The organism is Salipiger pentaromativorans, from assembly GCF_024721115.1.
Lineage (GTDB): Bacteria > Pseudomonadota > Alphaproteobacteria > Rhodobacterales > Rhodobacteraceae > Salipiger > Salipiger pentaromativorans.
The window spans coordinates 130085-146298 of the sequence record NZ_JAMDHK010000003.1 but is presented as its reverse complement, the minus strand read 5'-3'; the positions used below and the strand labels follow the sequence as shown (position 1 = coordinate 146298).

Below are 16214 nucleotides of genomic sequence, written 5' to 3'. Positions count from 1 at the left end.
ATTGCACGCATCATGCGCGGCCCGGGCGCCGGACCGTTCCCACGGTCTGGCGCTTTGGCTGTTCTATGCGCGGACTGTCGCGGTCTTCCGGATTACGCAGGGACAAATCGAGAGGGGCACCGTTGCCAGCGCCAGACCACGGTCCGGCGCTGGCGCGGCGCGTTCTGCCCCCGTTTTTGATTTGGCCCCGGCCTCAGGAGAAATCCTGCGGCTGGCGCTTGCGCACGAGCTGCGACAGGGCCACTGCGATCACCAGTGCGCCGCCATAGAAGAGGTTCTGCACATAGGCCTCGGCGCCCAGCATCGTGAGCCCGGTGATCCCGGTCACCAGGAAATACACCGCCACCACCGAGCCGATGGGGTTGAACCGCCCCGGCGAGATCGTCGTGGCGCCAAGGAAGGCCGCCGCGAAGGCGGGCAGCAGCAGGCTCAGCCCCGAGAGCGGGTCGGCCGAGCCGGTCATGCCCGCGTAGAGCACCCCGGCCAGCGCCGCGATCACCCCGGAGAAGATGAAGGAGGCCGCCCGCGCCGCCGTCACGTTGATGCCGTTCAGCCGCGACACCTCGCGTCCGCGCCCGACAAAGAGCAGCCGCCGTCCGGGGATCGTGTATTCGAAGATGTACCACAGCACCGCCGCCAGCAGCAGCGCGTAATAGAAGGCGAGCGGGATGCCGAAAAGCCGCTTGATGATCACCCAGCCCACCAGGTCCATCGAGATCCCCGCGATGGTCTGCGAGCGGCTGATCCACAGGATCACCCCGTTGACGAAGGTGCCGATGCCCAACGTGACAATCAGCGAATGGATGCGGAAATAGAGCGCAAAGAACGCATTCGCCGCGCCGACAAGCGCGCCTGCGGCCAGCGCCACGAGGATGGCGGGCAGCACCGGCCAGTTCATCTGCACGTTCAGAATGGCGATGAGCATGGCGCTCAGCACCAGCACCGAGGCGCCGGAAAGATCGAAATCCCCCGAAGTCAGCGGCAGCAGGATCGCCAGCGTCAGCACCACCAGCACCGATTGCGAGCCGAACATGGCCGAGAAGCTGCGCCAGCTCAGGAAACTGTCGGGCATCAGAGAGCCGAAGCCCACGATCAGCAGCAGCCAGGCGATGATCAGCGCAAAGCGCTCGGCCTGATATTTCCAGTCGATGCCGCCGCGCGTCGGGGCGGCGGCACTGGGGGCGGTCTTGTCGGTCATGCGGGCTCCTTCGCGGCACCGGCATGGCCCGCGCTGTTGAAACAGGCTTCGGAAATCGCCTCTTTGGTCAGCTCGGCGCCGGTCAGCTCCAGCACCGGGCGGTTCTGGGCAAAGACCAGCACCCGGTCGCAGATCTGCGCGAGCTGTTCGTTGTCGGTGCTGGCGCAGAGGATCGCCGTACCGTCGCGGGTGGCGCGGTCGAGGTCGGCAAAGATCTGCTGGCGGGCGCCGAAATCCACCCCCTGCGTGGGCTCGTCGAGCAGCAGGAGCTTGGGTTTGGTCTGTAGCCATTTGGCCAGCAGAACCTTTTGCTGGTTGCCGCCGCTGAGCGCCGCCAGCGGCAGCTCGGGGCGGGGCGGGCGCACGTCATGAGCGAGGGCGAGCCGCGCGGCATCCTGCGCCATGCGCCCGCGCCGCAGCACGCCGCCCTGCCAGTAGGTTTCCAGCAGCGGCAGCGTGATATTGTCGGCCACCGACAGCGGCCCGATCCCCGCCGCGCCCAGCCGGTCGCCGGGCAAAAGCGCAATCCCCAGCCGCTGCGCGCGCAGCGGGTCGAGCCGGGCCAGATCGACGGTCCGGCCGTCGAGCGTCAGCCGCCCCGCGGCGGACGCGGCGCCGAAGAGCGCATAGGGCAACGCCGCAAAGCCCGAGCCGATCAGCCCGGTCACACCCAGGGTTTCCCCGGCGCGGATCTTCAGATCGAAAGGCGCGCCGCCGGGCAGGCGGAACTGGTCCACCCGCAGCACGGCGGGCCCTGCGGGCAGCGGGTGGCGCGCGCGTTCGAAACTGTCGATGCGGGTCCCCACGATGGTGTCGAGGATCGCCTGCCGTCCGGCGCTGGCTGTGTCGAGCACATCGACCAGCTTGCCGTCGCGCAGCACCGCCACGCGGTCGGTGATCGCCAGAACCTCGTCGATGTCATGGGTGACGATCACCACGGACGTGCCGGTCTTTACAATGCTCCGGATGAGCGTGAACAGCCGCTCCACATCCTCGGCGGGCAGGAAGGGCGTGGGCTCGTCGAGGATCAGAATGCCCTCGCCATGGCGTCCGGCCTCGGAGGCGCGCAGATCCTCGAAAGCGCGCACGATGGCGACAAAGGCGCGCTCGACCGGCGGCAGGGCCGAGACCGGCGCGAACGGGTCGATGTCGAGATCGAACTCGGCGAAGAGGCGCCGGATTTCCGCCGCCTCGCGCCGCCAGCGCATGCGCCAGGGGCTGCGGGTCTTGAGCGCGGTCACGCGCATGTTTTCCAGCACGGTGAGCGAGGGCACCAGCGCCAGATGCTGATGCACGAAGGCGACGCCGCGCCGCTTGATCCGCATGGGATCGAGCGGCGGGGTCATCTCGTCGCCCCAGAGCGTGACGCGGCTGCCGGGTTCCGGCTGGTGCAGACCGGCCAGAACCTTGATCAGGGTCGATTTTCCCGAGCCGTTCTGGCCCAGAAGCCCGAACACCTCGCCCCGCCGCACCGAGACGGTGACCCCCGCCAGCGCATAGGTCGCCCCGAAGCGCATCCGGATGTCGCGCATCTCGAGGACGGGCGCCAGCGGCAGGTCGAGGCTCACTCTTCCAGCATCCAGAGTTTGCGGAAACCGGTGAGATAGGCGTCGCCATAGCCGTCGTTATAGGTGGCGGGCACGCCGGCGGTTTCCACATTGGCGCTGTCGAAGATGTAGAGCGGCACGAAATTGCCCTGCGGTTCGGGCAGATCGCAGACCATGCGCATGATATTGTCGATGGCGGTGTAGCCGGCCCATTCGAGGCTTTCGCCGATGTCCATATCGACGGTGCCCTCGCGGATCATGTCGAGCACGAAGGGCGTGCCGTTGAAGCTGGCGATCTTCACCGCGCCTTCGGAGCCGGTGATGCGCAGCGCGGGAACGATGAACTGGCTCATGGAGTCGAAGACCGGCAAGATGTAGTTCACGCCCGGGTCGGAGAGAACGGCCGATTGCACGCTGGCCTGGATCTTGGTGGCCCATTCGCTGACCGGCACGTCGATCACCCGTGCCTTGCAGTCGGGGCAGTATTCGGCAAGCTGCGCTTCCATCGCGTCGGTATAGGGCTTGCTCGACAGCACGTCGCTCGACCCGATGATGACCACGTTGGGCTTGCCCTCGGTTTTCACATAGGCCCAGGCCGCGAGGATCTTGCCGGCGGTGGTGAAGTCGATCTTGGAAGAGGCATCGACGCTGGCGACCGCTTCTTGGGTCACGTCGTAAAGCTGCGTGGTCGAGATCTTGATGCCCGCGTCGCGCGCTTCGGAAAGCTGCGGGCCGAGCAGCTCGGGATTGATGCCGCCGGCGAGGTCGATCACATCATAATCCTGCGCCACGGCCTGCGAAACGCCCTGGATCCACTGGTCGATCTTGAGCTGGTTGTCCCAGGTCTCGAAGGTGAAGCCCACTTCGGCGGCGGCGGTGGCCATGCCCTTTTCCAGCTCCACGCCATAGGGCACGGTCATGGTCAGCGGGATCGACATGACCTTCTTGTCGGCCATGCAGGCGCGGGCGTCGAAGGGCTCGCCAGGCACGATGAACTCTGGCAGCGCCGAATGTTTGGCCAGCAGCGCCTCGGCATCGGCCATGGCATCGGCGAGGGCTGGCGCCGCGGTGCCGAGGCTCAGGGTCGCTGCCAGCGCCGCGAGCTTGGAAACGGAGGTCTTGTGGGGCATGGTCTCATCTCTTCCTGTTGGCCGGCTGTGCCGGGCGGTTGTGATCCGGTGATCAGGCGAGGATCATCCGGGCGGCCTTCTCCCCGATCATCATCGAGGGGGCGTTGGTGTTGCCCGACACCAGATCGGGCATGATCGAGGAATCCGCGACGCGCAGGTTCTCCATGCCGTGCACCCGCAGGCTGGCCGGATCGGCCACCGCCATCGGGTCGGTGCCCATCTTGCAGGTGCAGGTCGGGTGGAACGAGGTCGCCGCCTTCTCGCGCAGATAGGCGAGCATGTCGTCTTCGGTGGTGACCTTCGGCCCCGGCAGGATCTCCTTGCCGTTGAGCGGCGCGAAGGCCGGCGCGGCAAGGATCTCGCGGGCGATGCGCAGCCCGTCGGCGAGGATGACCGCATCCTCTTCGGTCGAGAAGAAATGGTTCCGGATCAGGGCCTTGGTTCCGTCTCCAGCGGGGTCGAGCACGACCTCTCCGGTGCTCTTCGGGCGCAGCAGGCAGGTGTGCAGCGCATAGCCGTGGCCCAGCTCGATCAGCCGCCCGCGGTGGCTGCGATAGGCGGGCACGAAATGGAACTGGATGTCGGGCAGGTCGCCGGCGTATTTCGTCCGCGCAAAGCCGCCGGATTCCACGTAGTTGGTGGTCAGCAGCCCGCGGCGCCGGGTGAAATAGGGCAGCGGCGAGGTCAGGATCCGGGGCAGCGTCCGCAGCGAGATGCCCAGCGTTTTGGCGCTGGAGCTGCGCAGGGTGATCATGCCGTCCACATGGTCCTGGAGGTTCTTGCCGACGCCCGGAAGGTCCAGCACCGGGGCGATCCCCAGCGTCTTTAGCTCCTCTGCCGGGCCGATGCCCGAGGCCAGCAGGATGCGCGGCGAGCCGATGGCCCCGGCGCTCAGCACCAGCTCGCGGCGGCAGGTGATGCGCTCGTCGCGGCCCGCGCGCCGGAGCTTGACGCCGGTCACCTTGCGGCCCTCGGTCTCCAGCGCCGTCACCTCGGCACCGGTCAGCGTGGTGAGGTTCTTGCGCCCGAGGATGGGTTTGACAAAGGCGGTGTGGCTCGACCAGCGCTGCCCCTTCTTCTGGGTCAGGTTGAAGATGCCGGCGCCGTAGAGCGTTTCGCCGTTGAAATCGTCGTTGCGGGGAATGCCGACGCTTTTCGCCGCCTCGATGAACATTTCGGAAAGCGGGCTGGGGTCGCGCGCCGCATCGACGCAAAGCGCGCCGTCGAAGCCGTGATAGCGCGGATCCTGCCCGATCAGGTTGCGTTCCAGCGCCTTGAACAGCGGCAGCACATCGTCGTAGGACCAGCCTGCACAGCCATTCTCGGCCCAGCGGTCGTAATCCTCCTTCGCGCCGCGGATATAGACCATCGAGTTGATCGAACTCGATCCGCCCAGCATCTTGCCCCGGTTTACCGGGATACGGCGGCCGTTCATGTGTTCTTCTGGTTCGGTCTGATAGGCGTAGTCGTAGCGCGGGTTGCCATAAAGCGCGAGCAGCGCCGCCGGGATGCGCACGCGCGGGCTGTCGTCGCTGCCGCCGCCTTCGATCAGGCAGACGCTGGTGTTCGGATCGGCGCTCAGCCGGTTCGCGAGAACGCAGCCCGCAGAGCCCGCGCCCACGATCACATAATCGAAGTCCGTTTTCATTTCGTCCTGTCCGTCCTGTCCCCGGCGCCCGGGCGCGTCACGGGGCGCGATGCCCGGGGTGGCGGCCGGAAAGGAAACAGAATCATCTATTGGCGCAATTAATGGCAATCTTGTGCCATCTGACGCCCAGAGCGCGGGTCGATCAATGCTTTCGGCACGTTTAAGCGGGACAAGCGGGCAATTCTTTTGTGCCGGCAGGGGCGCGGCCCTCATATGCGGCACAAATATTCCATTTTGACCAATTAATGGTCGATGTTGTGTCAGGCTGTTTCGCGGCGGGCCGGCGGGGACGCAAAAAGGCCCGGCGGTGTGAACCGCCGGGCCAGGAGGTCGTCCGCGGGGATCGGATCAGACCTCAGGGAGTGCCATGGCGACGGATTTCAGTTCGGTATAGGCCTCGACGCCCTCGCGCCCGTATTCCCGGCCCCAGCCCGAGGCTTTGAAGCCGCCGAAGGGCAGGGCGGGATCGAGCCCGCTGCCGTTGACCCGTACCGTGCCGGCCTTGAGCCTTGCCGCCAGCCGGTGGGCGATGCCCAGATCGCGCGTCCAGATCTGCGCGCCCAGCCCGTATTGGGTGCCGTTCGCCTCTGCCGCGATGCGGGACAGGTCGTCGTCGCCGAAGGGCATGGCGCAAAGCACCGGGCCAAAGATCTCTTCCCGTGCCACGCGCATGTCCAGGCTGGTGCCGGTCAGCACCGTGGGGGCGATGAAATGGCCGGGCCGGTCGAGCCGCGCACCGCCGGTCAGCACCTCGGCGCCTTCGTTGCGACCCGTCGCCACATAGCCTGTCACCCGGTCGAGCTGCGCCGCCGAGATCACCGGGCCCATGTCGGTCTCGGGATCGAGACCGGAGCCGACCCGCAGGCTCTGCGCGCGTGCCGCCACCGCCTCGACCACCCGGTCGAAGACGGTGCGGTGCACATAAAGCCGCGCGCCCGCGTTGCAGACCTGCCCGGTATTGGCGAAGATGCTGCGCGCGGCGGCGGAGGCGGCCTTGTCGAGATCGGCGTCGGGAAAGATCATCACCGGTGTCTTGCCGCCCAGCTCCAGCGTCACGCGCTTGAAATTCCCAAGCGCCGCCAAGGTGATGCGCCGCCCGGTCGCGGCCGATCCGGTAAAGCTGATCTTGTCGATGCCGATGTGTTCCGCCATGGCCGCGCCGGCCTCGGCGCCAAAGCCGGTGAGGATGTTGACCGCCCCCGGCGGGAACCCCGCCTCCTGTACCAGACGGCCGAGATAGAGCGCCGAAAGCGGCGATTGTTCGGCCGGTTTCAGTACCACGGTGCAGCCCGCCGCCAGCGCCGGGGCGAGCTTCGCCGCCGCCATCATCAGCGGTGCGTTCCAGGGCACGATCAGCCCCACGACGCCGATGGGTTCGCGGACCGTATAGGCGTGCCAGTCGCCGGGGTTGGACAGCGGCAGGCTGTCGCCCGCAAGCCGCGTGGGCCAGCCGGCATTGTATTCGAAAAGCTCGATGGCAAAGGCGGTGTCGAGCCCGCGCATCTGGGCGAAGGGCTTGCCGATGTCCAGTGTCTCGATCAGCGAGATCAGGTCGGCGTCACGCTCCAGCAGCGCCGCCAGCCGCCAGAGCAGGCGGCTGCGCTCGGCGGGTTTCATCTCGGCCCAGGCACCGGTTTCGAGCGCGCCCCGCGCGGCGGTCACCGCGCGGTCCACATCCGCGCGTTCGGCACGGGCGGCGCTGGCAAAGACCGCGCCGGTGGCGGGGTCTTCGACATCGAAGCGCCGGCCCGAGGCGGCGGGCTGCCAATCCTTGCCAATCAGCAGCCCGTGGCGTTCAGCGGCAAAGGCACGGGCGCGGCGCAGCAGGGCGTCCGTGAGCATCTCAGTTGCCCAGCACGATCAGCGCGTCGAGCGCCATGACGCCCTGACCCTCGGGCAGCACCAGCAGCGGGTTCACGTCCAGCTCGTCGAGCCGGTCGCCCAGATCGCAGGCGGCATCGGACAGCGCCAGAATGGCCTCGATCAGCGCCGCGCGATCATAAGGGCCCGAGCCCCGGAAGCCGCCCAGCAGGTCGCCCAAAAGGGTTTCATCCACCATCTCCTCGGCATCGGCCCGCGAGACGGGCAGGGGGCGCAGGGCTACTTGCCGCAGGATCTCGACAAAGGTGCCGCCGATGCCCACCGCCATCTGAAGTCCGAAGGCGCCGTGCCGGGTCAGCCCCAGCAGCACTTCGAAGCCCTTGGGGGCCATCTTCTGCACCAGCACCCCGTCGATCCGCGCTTTTGCATCATAGGCGGCCGCGCTTGTCATGATCTCGGCAAAGGCGGCTTTCACCTCGCCTGCATCGCGCAGCCCCAGCTTGACGCCGCCCGCCTCGGTCTTGTGGGCGATGTCGGGGGAGTCGATCTTGAGCACCACGGGGAAGCCGAGATTCTCCGCCAGCGTTGCGGCGGCCTCGGCCTCGGTGGCGGCGCCCTGCGGGGTGAAACTCATGCCATAATCTTGCAGAAGCGCTGTGGCTTCGCGTTCGGCCAGCACCGTCTCGCCCGCGGGCAGGGCAAGGCTTTGTCCCTTGCCGGCGGCCAGGCGGCCCCGGTCGGCGGCAAAGGCGCGGCGGCGTTCCTCGAACCAGACCCAGCGCGACAGCGCCAGCACGGTTTCGCGCGCGCCCATGAGCATCGGGATGCGCTGTTCGCCCAATGTCTGCACCACGTCCGGATCGACCCCGTAAGAGGTGACCGAGAAACAGACTAGCGGCTTGTCGATGCCCGCCTGCGCCTCGGCCATCATGCGCGCGCGGATGCGGTGGCCCTCGGTGCCGAGCGGCGTGTTCAGCGCCAGCGCGAAACAGCCGACCTGCGGATCGGACAGGAACGCCTCGGCCACGGCGGCGAGGATCGCGGGATTTTCCGCCAGCACGCCGGTGGTGTCGAGCGGGTTGTTGGCGATGCCGAAATCCGGCAGCGCGGCGGCGAGTTTCGCCTGCGTCTCGGCAGAGGGGGCGGGCGTGTTCAGCCCGCAGGTCTCGGCCAGATCGGTGAGCATCGTGGTGATGCCGCCCGAGATCGAGGCGATGGCCACGCCGTCGCCCACCGGGCGCTGCCCGGAGGCGAGCAGCACCAGCGTCTCGCGCATGTCGTCGATGTCTTCGGCGCGGATCACGCCGAGCTTGCAGAAGAGCCCCTCATAGGCCGCATCCGATCCGGCGACCGAGCCGGTATGCGCAAGCGTCGCGCGCTGGCCGCGCTCGGTGCGCCCGGCCTTGAGCGCCACGATGGGTTTGCCGAGCCGCAGCGCCTTTTCCGCCACTTCGGCGAAACGGGCCGGGTTCTTCAGCCCCTCGATGAACAGGGCAATGACGTCGGTGTTGGGGTCGTCGAGCAGCCAGTCGACGTATTCGGCCAGCTCCACCACCGCCTCGTTGCCCGAGGTGACGATGGCGCTGATGCCAGGGCCACGGCCCACCAGCGTGTCGTGCAGCGCATGGGTCAGCGCGCCCGATTGCAGCACAAAGCCCACATTGCCGCGGGTCAGCGGCTCGACGATGCCGCCGGAATAGGGGGCGGCGCCGGTGGTCACGTTGACGATGCCATAGCAGTTGGGGCCGCAGATCTTCATGCCCGCGTCGCGCGCGATCTGTTGCGCCTCGGCTTGCAGATCGGCGCCGATGCCCGAGCCTTCGGCAAAACCGCCGGCGATCATCAGCCCTGCGGGAATGCCCGCCGCCGCCGCCTCGCGCAGCGCCGCGACCGAGGCGGCGGCGGGCAGGGCGATGGCGAGGAAATCGGGCTTTGTCGGCAGGGCCGAGATCGAGGGAAAGCAGGGCACGCCCTCGATCTCACCGTATTTCGGGTTGATCGCGTAAAGCGCGCCCTCGAACCCCCGCTCGCGGATGTTGCGCAGGATGACCGTGCCGCGATTGCCGCGCGGCGAGGCCCCGATCACGGCGATCGAGGCCGGGGCCATCAGCGCGTCGAGCGGATGCGCCTGCGTCTCACTCATCGCGGTAGGGCCCGTCGCGCATCTCGAGAAAGGCCTTGAGCCCCTGTTCCTTGCGCACCTGCTTCATCGCGTCCTTCTTGGGGTCGCCATGGGAGTCGAGCAGATAGGTGTCCATGTAGCGGTGGCCGTTCTGGATGCCGCGGAAGCCCATGATCTCATAGGCCTGGCGCAGCGCGCGCTTGGACATGAGCAGCGTATAGGCGGGGGCGTTGGCGATGCGCCGGGCCATCTTTTCGGCGGCGGCGGCCAGTTCGTCATTGGGCACGATGCGGTTGATGAGGCCGAGCTCCAGCGCGCGCTGCGCGGACAGCGCGTCGCCGGTGTAGTAGAACTCGTGCACCGCCTTCATATGGGTGAGCCAGGGCATGATGATCATCGGCGTCAGCGTGCCGTGGCGGATTTCCGGCTCGCTGAAAAAGGCGTCGGGGGTGGCGATGGTGATGTCGCAGATCAGCGCCAGCAGGCAGCCGAAGGCGATGGCATGGCCCTGCACGGCGCAGATCACCGGCTTGTCCATATCCCAGATCTGCATGCAGACCCCGGCGCTGGCGCGGGTCAGGTCGTCCCAGTCGCGCGAGGATTCCGGGCGGTGCTGTTCGGACATGTCGAACCCCGCCGAGAACACCTTGTCGCCCACCGCGTCGAGGATCACCGTCAGGACCTCGCGGTCTTCGTTGACCTCGGCCAGTGCCTGGGACAGCTCGTCCTGCATCTGCGGGCGCACGCAATTCGCCTTGTTCGGGCGGTTCAGCGTGATCCAGGCCACCGGGCCGTCCTTGCGCACCAGAATATCCTGCCACCTGTCCGCGTCGTAAAGCCCTGTGCCGGCCATTGTCTCGTCTCCACTTCGTGTTGATCGCTGCCGGGCAGGCACCTGTGCCGCCCGGGTCAGAATGCGCCCGATCTGGCAGGCGCTCCAGGGATTGTGCGCCATGCTAGCCATAGTGGAACATAATTTTCAATATCAAAGATTGATGAAAAAATAGACTCCAAAATGACAGCGCGACGCGCAGCGGATGCATGGAATTTTATCATTATATTTCAAATTATTATATCGAAAACTTCAAATTTTATCGTCGTTTTCATCTTGCTGGATTCGCCCGCAATTTCGACGGTTTCGGGATTTTCCGGGTCTTCGATATTGACACATTATCTCCACTGATGTCCTTCTTGGGAAAACTTGTTCCATATCTGTCCGAATCCCTCGGGGCGGCGTGGCGAAGGAGAAAGATCCATGTCCGGAACCCTTCCCGAAGAGGCTTCGGTCGTCGTTATCGGCGGCGGCATCATCGGTTGCTCGGTGGCCTATCACCTGGCGAAATACGGCAAGCGCGATGTCGTGCTGATCGAGCGATCCAAGATCACCAGCGGCACCACCTGGCATTCGGCGGCGATGGTCCGGCAGCTCCGCTCGACCGTGAGCCTGACGACGCTCGCGCGCTACAGCGTCGAGCTGTATTCCTCGCTGGGTGCCGAGACCGGGCAAGAGAGCGGCTGGAAGCAATGCGGCAGCCTCTCCATTGCCACCAACCCCGACCGTTTGCAGCACATCACCCGGCAGGCGACGCTGGCGAATTACTTCGGTATCGACGCTTTCGAGGTCACCGCCGACAAGGTGCGCGAGCTGTGGCCGGTGGCGCAGCTCGACGATGTGATCGGGGGTGTTTGGTCGCCGCTCGACGGGCGGGTGAACCCGACCGACACCTGCGCGGCGCTGATCAAGGGCGCCACCGCGCGCGGGGTGAAGGTCTTCGAGGATACGCGCGTCACCGGGTTCACGACCACCAACGGGCGCATCTCCGGCGTCAAGACCAGCGCGGGCGACATCGCCTGCGAGCAGGTTGCGCTATGCGCCGGGCTCTGGAGCCGCGACGTGGCGGCGATGCTGGGCATCGACCTGCCGCTGCACGCCTGCGAACATTACGCGATGATCACCGAGGCGGTGCCGGGCATGAGCCCGACCATGCCGATCCTCGGCGATCACGACAACAATATCTATATCCGCGAAGAGGTGGGCGGTCTGCTCATCGGCTGTTTCGAGCCCAACGCCGTGCCGGTGGGCATGGACCGGCTGCCGGCGGATTTCTCCTTCGATCTGCTGAACGAGGATTGGGACCATTTCGAGCCAGTGATGCAAAGCGCGCTGGCGCGGATTCCGGCGCTGGAAAAGGTCGGCGTCCGGCAGCTTATCAACGGGCCCGAAAGCTGGACGCCCGACGACCGGTTCATGATCGGCGAGGTGCCGCAGCTTCAGAACTTCTTTGTCGCCTGCGGCATGAACTCGGTGGGCATGGCCTCGGGCGGCGGTGTCGGCCGGGCGCTGGCCGAATGGATGATCGACGGCGAGGCGACCATGGATCTCGGCTCCGTCGATGTGCGCCGCTTCAGCCCGTTCTGGAACAATCTGGAAACGCTGCGCGACCGCGCCGCTGAAAGCCTGTCGCTGCATTATGCCATCGGCTACCCGGGCCGCGAGCGGCAAAGCAGCCGCAACCTGCGGCTCAGCCCGTTCCACGCCCGCCAGCAGGCGCATGGCGCGCATTTCGAGGGCCGCAACGGCTGGGAACGCCCGTCCTGGTTCTCGCTGCCGGGACAGGAGACGCCCGCCGAGCTGACCTTCGGGCGCCCGGCGTGGTTCGACTGCGTGCAGCGCGAGCATCTGGCGGCGCGCGAGGGCGTGGCGCTGTTCGACCGTACCAGCCTTGGCAAGATTCTGGTGCAGGGCCGCGATGCCGAAGCCTTCCTGCAACGTATGTGCAGCAGCGATATCGCGCGCGACGGGCGGGCGGTCTATACGCTCATGCTGAACAAGCGCGGCGGGATCGAAAGCGACATCGTGCTGATGCGCATGGGCCCCGAAAGCTGGCTCGTCTGCACCGGCACCTCGCAGGTGGTGCGTGATATGGACTGGCTGCGCCGCCATATCGGCGAGGATTGCGTGACGCTTGCCGATGTCACCAGCGCCTGGTCGGTGATCGGCCTCATCGGCCCCCAAAGCCCCGAGCTGGTGGCAAGGATCAGCCCGGCAGGCTTCACCCCCGACGCGCTTGCGCCCTTCGCATTCAAGCGCATAGACGCGGGCGGCACCCATGCCATCGCGGTGCATATGTCCTATGGCGGGGGTGAGGGCTATGAGCTTTTCATCCCCACCGAATGCGCGCTGCCGATCTACGACCGGCTGATGGACGAGGGGGCCGCGCTGGGGCTGGTCGAGGCGGGGTCGCATGCGCTCAACGATCTGCGACTGGAGCAGGGGTTCTGCGTCTGGGGCCACGACATCGGGCCGGACGACGATCCGTTCTCGGCGGGTCTCGGGTTCCTCGTGAATTTCGACAAGGAGGCCGCCTTCATCGGCCGCGACGCCGCCGCAGCGACCAAGGCCAAGCCGCGCGAAACCCGCCGCATGATCGTGGCGTGCGAGACCCCCGATCTGCTCATGCTCGGCAACGAGCCGATCTATCTCGACGGCAAGATCATCGGGCGGACCACCTCGGCGGGCTTTGCCCATCATGCCGGGAAACCGGTCGGGCAGGCCTATATCGCGCTCGACGGGGGCGACGCCAAGGCGCGCGACGGGACCGTGGCGGAAATCGAGGTTGCGGGCCGTCGCTATCCGGTGACGCTTGTGCTCAAAGGGCCGTTGAAACCCTGACAGCGCAAGGAGATCCGTATCGTGCCGCAGCATCTGCGCCAATTGCTCGAGGCCGCTCTGGGGGCCGAGGCGGTTCTGGCCTACCGCCCCGATCTGGCCCGCTATCTGAGCGATGAGACCGGAGATACCGGAACGCCGCCGGCGCTGATCCTGCGGCCGCGAGACACCATGGACGTCTCCGATGCGCTGCGGCTGTGCCACGATGCCGGGCAACGGGTCGTGGTGCAGGGCGGACGGACGGGGCTGGCCGGCGGGGCCTGCCCGCAGCCCGGCGAAATCGTGCTGTCGCTCGAACGGCTGACCGATCTCGAAGAGCCCGATCCGCTGACCGCCTCCATCGTCGCGGGGGCCGGGGTTCCGTTGCAGCGCCTTCAGGAGCGGGCCGAGGCGGCGGGGCTGTTCTTTGGTGTCGATCTGGGCGCGCGGGGCACCGCCACCCTCGGCGGCATGATCGCCACTAATGCCGGCGGCATCCGCGTGCTGCGCTACGGCATGATGCGGGCGCAGGTGCTGGGGGTCGAGGCGGTGCTGGCCGACGGCACGGTGCTCGACGGGATGGTCGGGCTGGTCAAGGACAATTCCGGCTACGATCTCAAGCAGCTCTTCATCGGCTCCGAGGGCACGCTGGGCGTGGTCACCCGCGCGCGGCTGGCTCTGCATCCGGCCCCGCGCGAGGCAACGCTGGCATTCTGCGCGGTGGACACGCTGGCGCAGGCCCAGGCGCTGCTGGTGCATCTGCGCGGCTCGCTGGGCGCGTCGCTCTCGGCTTTCGAGGCGATCTGGGGGCCGCTTTACGATGCGATGGCCGAACGCTTTGGCAACGCGCCGCTGGCCACCGGGGCGGGGCTTTACCTGCTGATCGAGGCGCAGGCCTTTGCCGAGGGCGATGCCGCGCGGTTCGAAGAGGCGATGGCGGCGGCCTATGAGGCCGGGCATTGCGCCGATGTGATCCTGTCGCAATCGCTGAACGAGGTTCTTGCGCTTTGGGGCGTTCGGGAGAATTGCAGCGAATTCGTCTATACGCTGGCGAACTCGGTCGGCCATGACGTGAGCCTGCCGCTTGCCCGGCTGGAGACCTTCCTGACCGCGACCGAAGCGGCGATCCGGGCCATCGACCCCGCGGCGCGGATCTTTCCCTTCGGCCATCTGGGCGACGGCAACCTGCATTACATCGTCGATACGACCGAACCCGCCGCGGTCTCGCAGACGGTGTTCCGGCTGTCGGCGCAGAACGGCGGCGCGATCTCGGCCGAGCATGGGCTGGGGCTCAAGAAGGCGGCGCATCTGCCGCTTGTGCGCGACGCGGGGCAGATCGCCACGATGCGCGCTCTCAAGGCCGCGCTCGACCCGCAGGGCATCCTGAACATGGGCCGCATTCTTGCGGTTCCAAAGGCAGCAGACGGCCCCGGGGCCGGGAACGGAGCGATATGAGCAGCAAGACCACCCACGAGATTTTGGCGCAATCCCTGGCCGCCCATGAGGTGCGCCATCTCTTCGGGCTGGTCGGCGATGCCAATCTCTTTCTGGTCGATGCGTTCCAGCGCGGCAACAGCGGCCAGTATGTCGCCTGTCATCACGAATCGAATGCGGTTCTGGCGGCGCTTGGCTATGCGCAGGTGTCCGGGCGGGTGGGGGTGGCCACGATCACCCATGGTCCGGCGCTGACCAATGTGGTCACCGCGCTGGTCGAGGGGGTGCGCGGCTGCATCCCCATGGTGCTGCTCTGCGGCGATACCCCGCCGGGCGATCTGGAACATCTTCAGCGCATCGGCCAGCGCGAGGTGGTGGCCGCCACCGGCGCGGGTTTTGTCGAGATGCGCAGCCCCGAGACCGCCGCCACCGATCTGGCCCGCGCCTTCCGGCAGGCGGCGCTGGAGCGGCGTCCGGTGGTGTTCAACATGCGCGTCGATCTGATGTGGCAGCCGGCGCCCGAGGCGGCGCCGGCGGTGCTGTCGCCGCCCGCGCTGCGGCATCAGGTGGCCGAGGACGAGAGTTTCGACGAGGCGATGGGGATGATCGCCTCGGCCCGCCGGCCGCTGATCCTGGCGGGGCGGGGCGCGGCCAGCCCCGAGGCGCGCGAGGCGCTGCTGGCGCTGGCCGAACGGCTCGAGGCGCCGGTGGCCACCACGCTCAAGGCGCAGGGGCTGTTTCATGGCGCGCCCTTCGATCTGGGGGTGTTCGGTGGGCTCAGCACGCCGCTGGCGGTGGACGAGATCCAGAAATCCGATTGTATCGTGGCCTTTGGCGCGAGCCTCAGCCGCCAGACCACGGAATCGGGCGCCTTCACCGCCGGGCGCCGGGTGGTGCAGATCCTGCCCGACGCGCGCGAGAACGGCCGGCGGACCGAGCCGACGCTGCTGCTGGTCGGCGATCCGGTGCTGACCGCGCGGCGCATGGTCGAACTGCTCGATCTGGTCGAGATCCCGCCCTCGGGAAACACCGACGCCGATCTTTCCTACCGGCTTGCCCGCCAGCGCGAGGAACAGGCGGCGCTGCCCGCTTTCGCCGCAACCGCCCCCGGCACCGTCGATTACCTGCCCGCGATGCGCAGGCTCGACCGGGCACTGCCGCCCGACCGGGTGCTGGTCACCGATCTGGGCCGCTTCGTCAGCACCGCCTGGCGCTGCCTGCCGGTGACCGCGCCCGAGGCGCTGGTCTATACCGCGCATTTCGGCTCCATCGGTCTCGGTCTGGCCGAGGCGCTCGGCGCGGCGCATGCGGCCGGGGGCAAGACCACGGTTCTGGTCGCCGGCGATGGCGGCTTCATGCTGGGCGGTGTCGGAGAGCTTGCCTCGGCGCTGCGCGACGGGCTCGATCTGGTGGTGATCCTCTGCAACGACGGCTCTTACGGTGCCGAGCATGTGCAGTTCACCAACCGCGCGATGAACCCCGCGCTGTCGATGACCGCCCCGCCGGATTTCACCGCCATGGCGCGGGCGCTCGGGGCCGAGGCGGTCTGCGTGACCGGTCCGGAGGCGCTGGCCGATGCCGAGGCGCTGATCGCGAACCGCCGGGGGCCGGTGCTGATCGAGCTACGGCTCGATCCCGACAATATCCCGGCAAGCTGATCGCCGC

At 67.4% G+C, this 16214-nt stretch carries 10 protein-coding genes; 3 read left to right on the top strand and 7 right to left on the bottom strand.

Going from position 1 to position 16214, the window contains the following annotated elements; translation table 11 throughout:
* Window positions 1–193 precede the first annotated feature (193 nt).
* From M4578_RS06645 to M4578_RS06615, 7 genes are all read right to left on the bottom strand, one after another.
* Complete coding sequence (locus tag M4578_RS06645) at window positions 194–1198, bottom strand: ABC transporter permease (RefSeq protein WP_258092678.1); 1005 nt, start codon at window positions 1196–1198, stop codon at window positions 194–196.
* On the bottom strand, window positions 1195–2766 hold the full coding sequence (locus tag M4578_RS06640; protein WP_258092677.1) for a sugar ABC transporter ATP-binding protein: 1572 nt from the start codon (window positions 2764–2766) through the stop codon (window positions 1195–1197). The genes M4578_RS06645 and M4578_RS06640 overlap by 4 nt, the downstream gene beginning before the upstream one ends.
* A complete protein-coding gene (locus M4578_RS06635) occupies window positions 2763–3875 on the bottom strand; it encodes a sugar ABC transporter substrate-binding protein (protein WP_258092676.1) in 1113 nt (370 codons plus the stop codon). Before M4578_RS06635 ends, M4578_RS06640 begins: the two co-directional genes overlap by 4 nt.
* A gap of 52 nt (window positions 3876–3927) precedes the next feature.
* A complete protein-coding gene (locus M4578_RS06630) occupies window positions 3928–5523 on the bottom strand; it encodes a GMC family oxidoreductase (protein WP_258092675.1) in 1596 nt (531 codons plus the stop codon).
* Between the two features lie 348 nt (window positions 5524–5871).
* Entirely contained in the window at window positions 5872–7365 is a 1494-nt protein-coding gene (locus tag M4578_RS06625) for an aldehyde dehydrogenase family protein (protein ID WP_258092674.1), read from the bottom strand.
* 1 nt (window position 7366) lies between these two features.
* The gene (locus tag M4578_RS06620; protein WP_258092673.1) at window positions 7367–9487 is read right to left on the bottom strand and encodes an acetate--CoA ligase family protein; all 2121 of its coding nucleotides are present in this window, start codon (window positions 9485–9487) and stop codon (window positions 7367–7369) included.
* Window positions 9480–10319: an enoyl-CoA hydratase/isomerase family protein gene (locus M4578_RS06615; protein ID WP_258092672.1), complete on the bottom strand. Its 840-nt coding sequence runs from the start codon at window positions 10317–10319 to the stop codon at window positions 9480–9482. The genes M4578_RS06620 and M4578_RS06615 overlap by 8 nt, the downstream gene beginning before the upstream one ends.
* 402 nt (window positions 10320–10721) lie before the next feature.
* Between M4578_RS06615 and M4578_RS06610 the strand changes: the two genes are divergently transcribed.
* The 3 genes from M4578_RS06610 to M4578_RS06600 are packed head-to-tail and all read left to right on the top strand — an operon-like array spanning window position 10722 to window position 16207.
* On the top strand, window positions 10722–13139 hold the full coding sequence (locus tag M4578_RS06610; RefSeq protein WP_258092671.1) for a GcvT family protein: 2418 nt from the start codon (window positions 10722–10724) through the stop codon (window positions 13137–13139).
* A gap of 21 nt (window positions 13140–13160) precedes the next feature.
* Window positions 13161–14570 (top strand): FAD-binding oxidoreductase, encoded by a 1410-nt coding sequence (locus M4578_RS06605; RefSeq protein ID WP_258092670.1) that lies wholly within the window; start codon window positions 13161–13163, stop codon window positions 14568–14570.
* On the top strand, window positions 14567–16207 hold the full coding sequence (locus M4578_RS06600) for a thiamine pyrophosphate-binding protein (protein WP_258092669.1): 1641 nt from the start codon (window positions 14567–14569) through the stop codon (window positions 16205–16207). The genes M4578_RS06605 and M4578_RS06600 overlap by 4 nt, the downstream gene beginning before the upstream one ends.
* Window positions 16208–16214 lie beyond the last annotated feature (7 nt).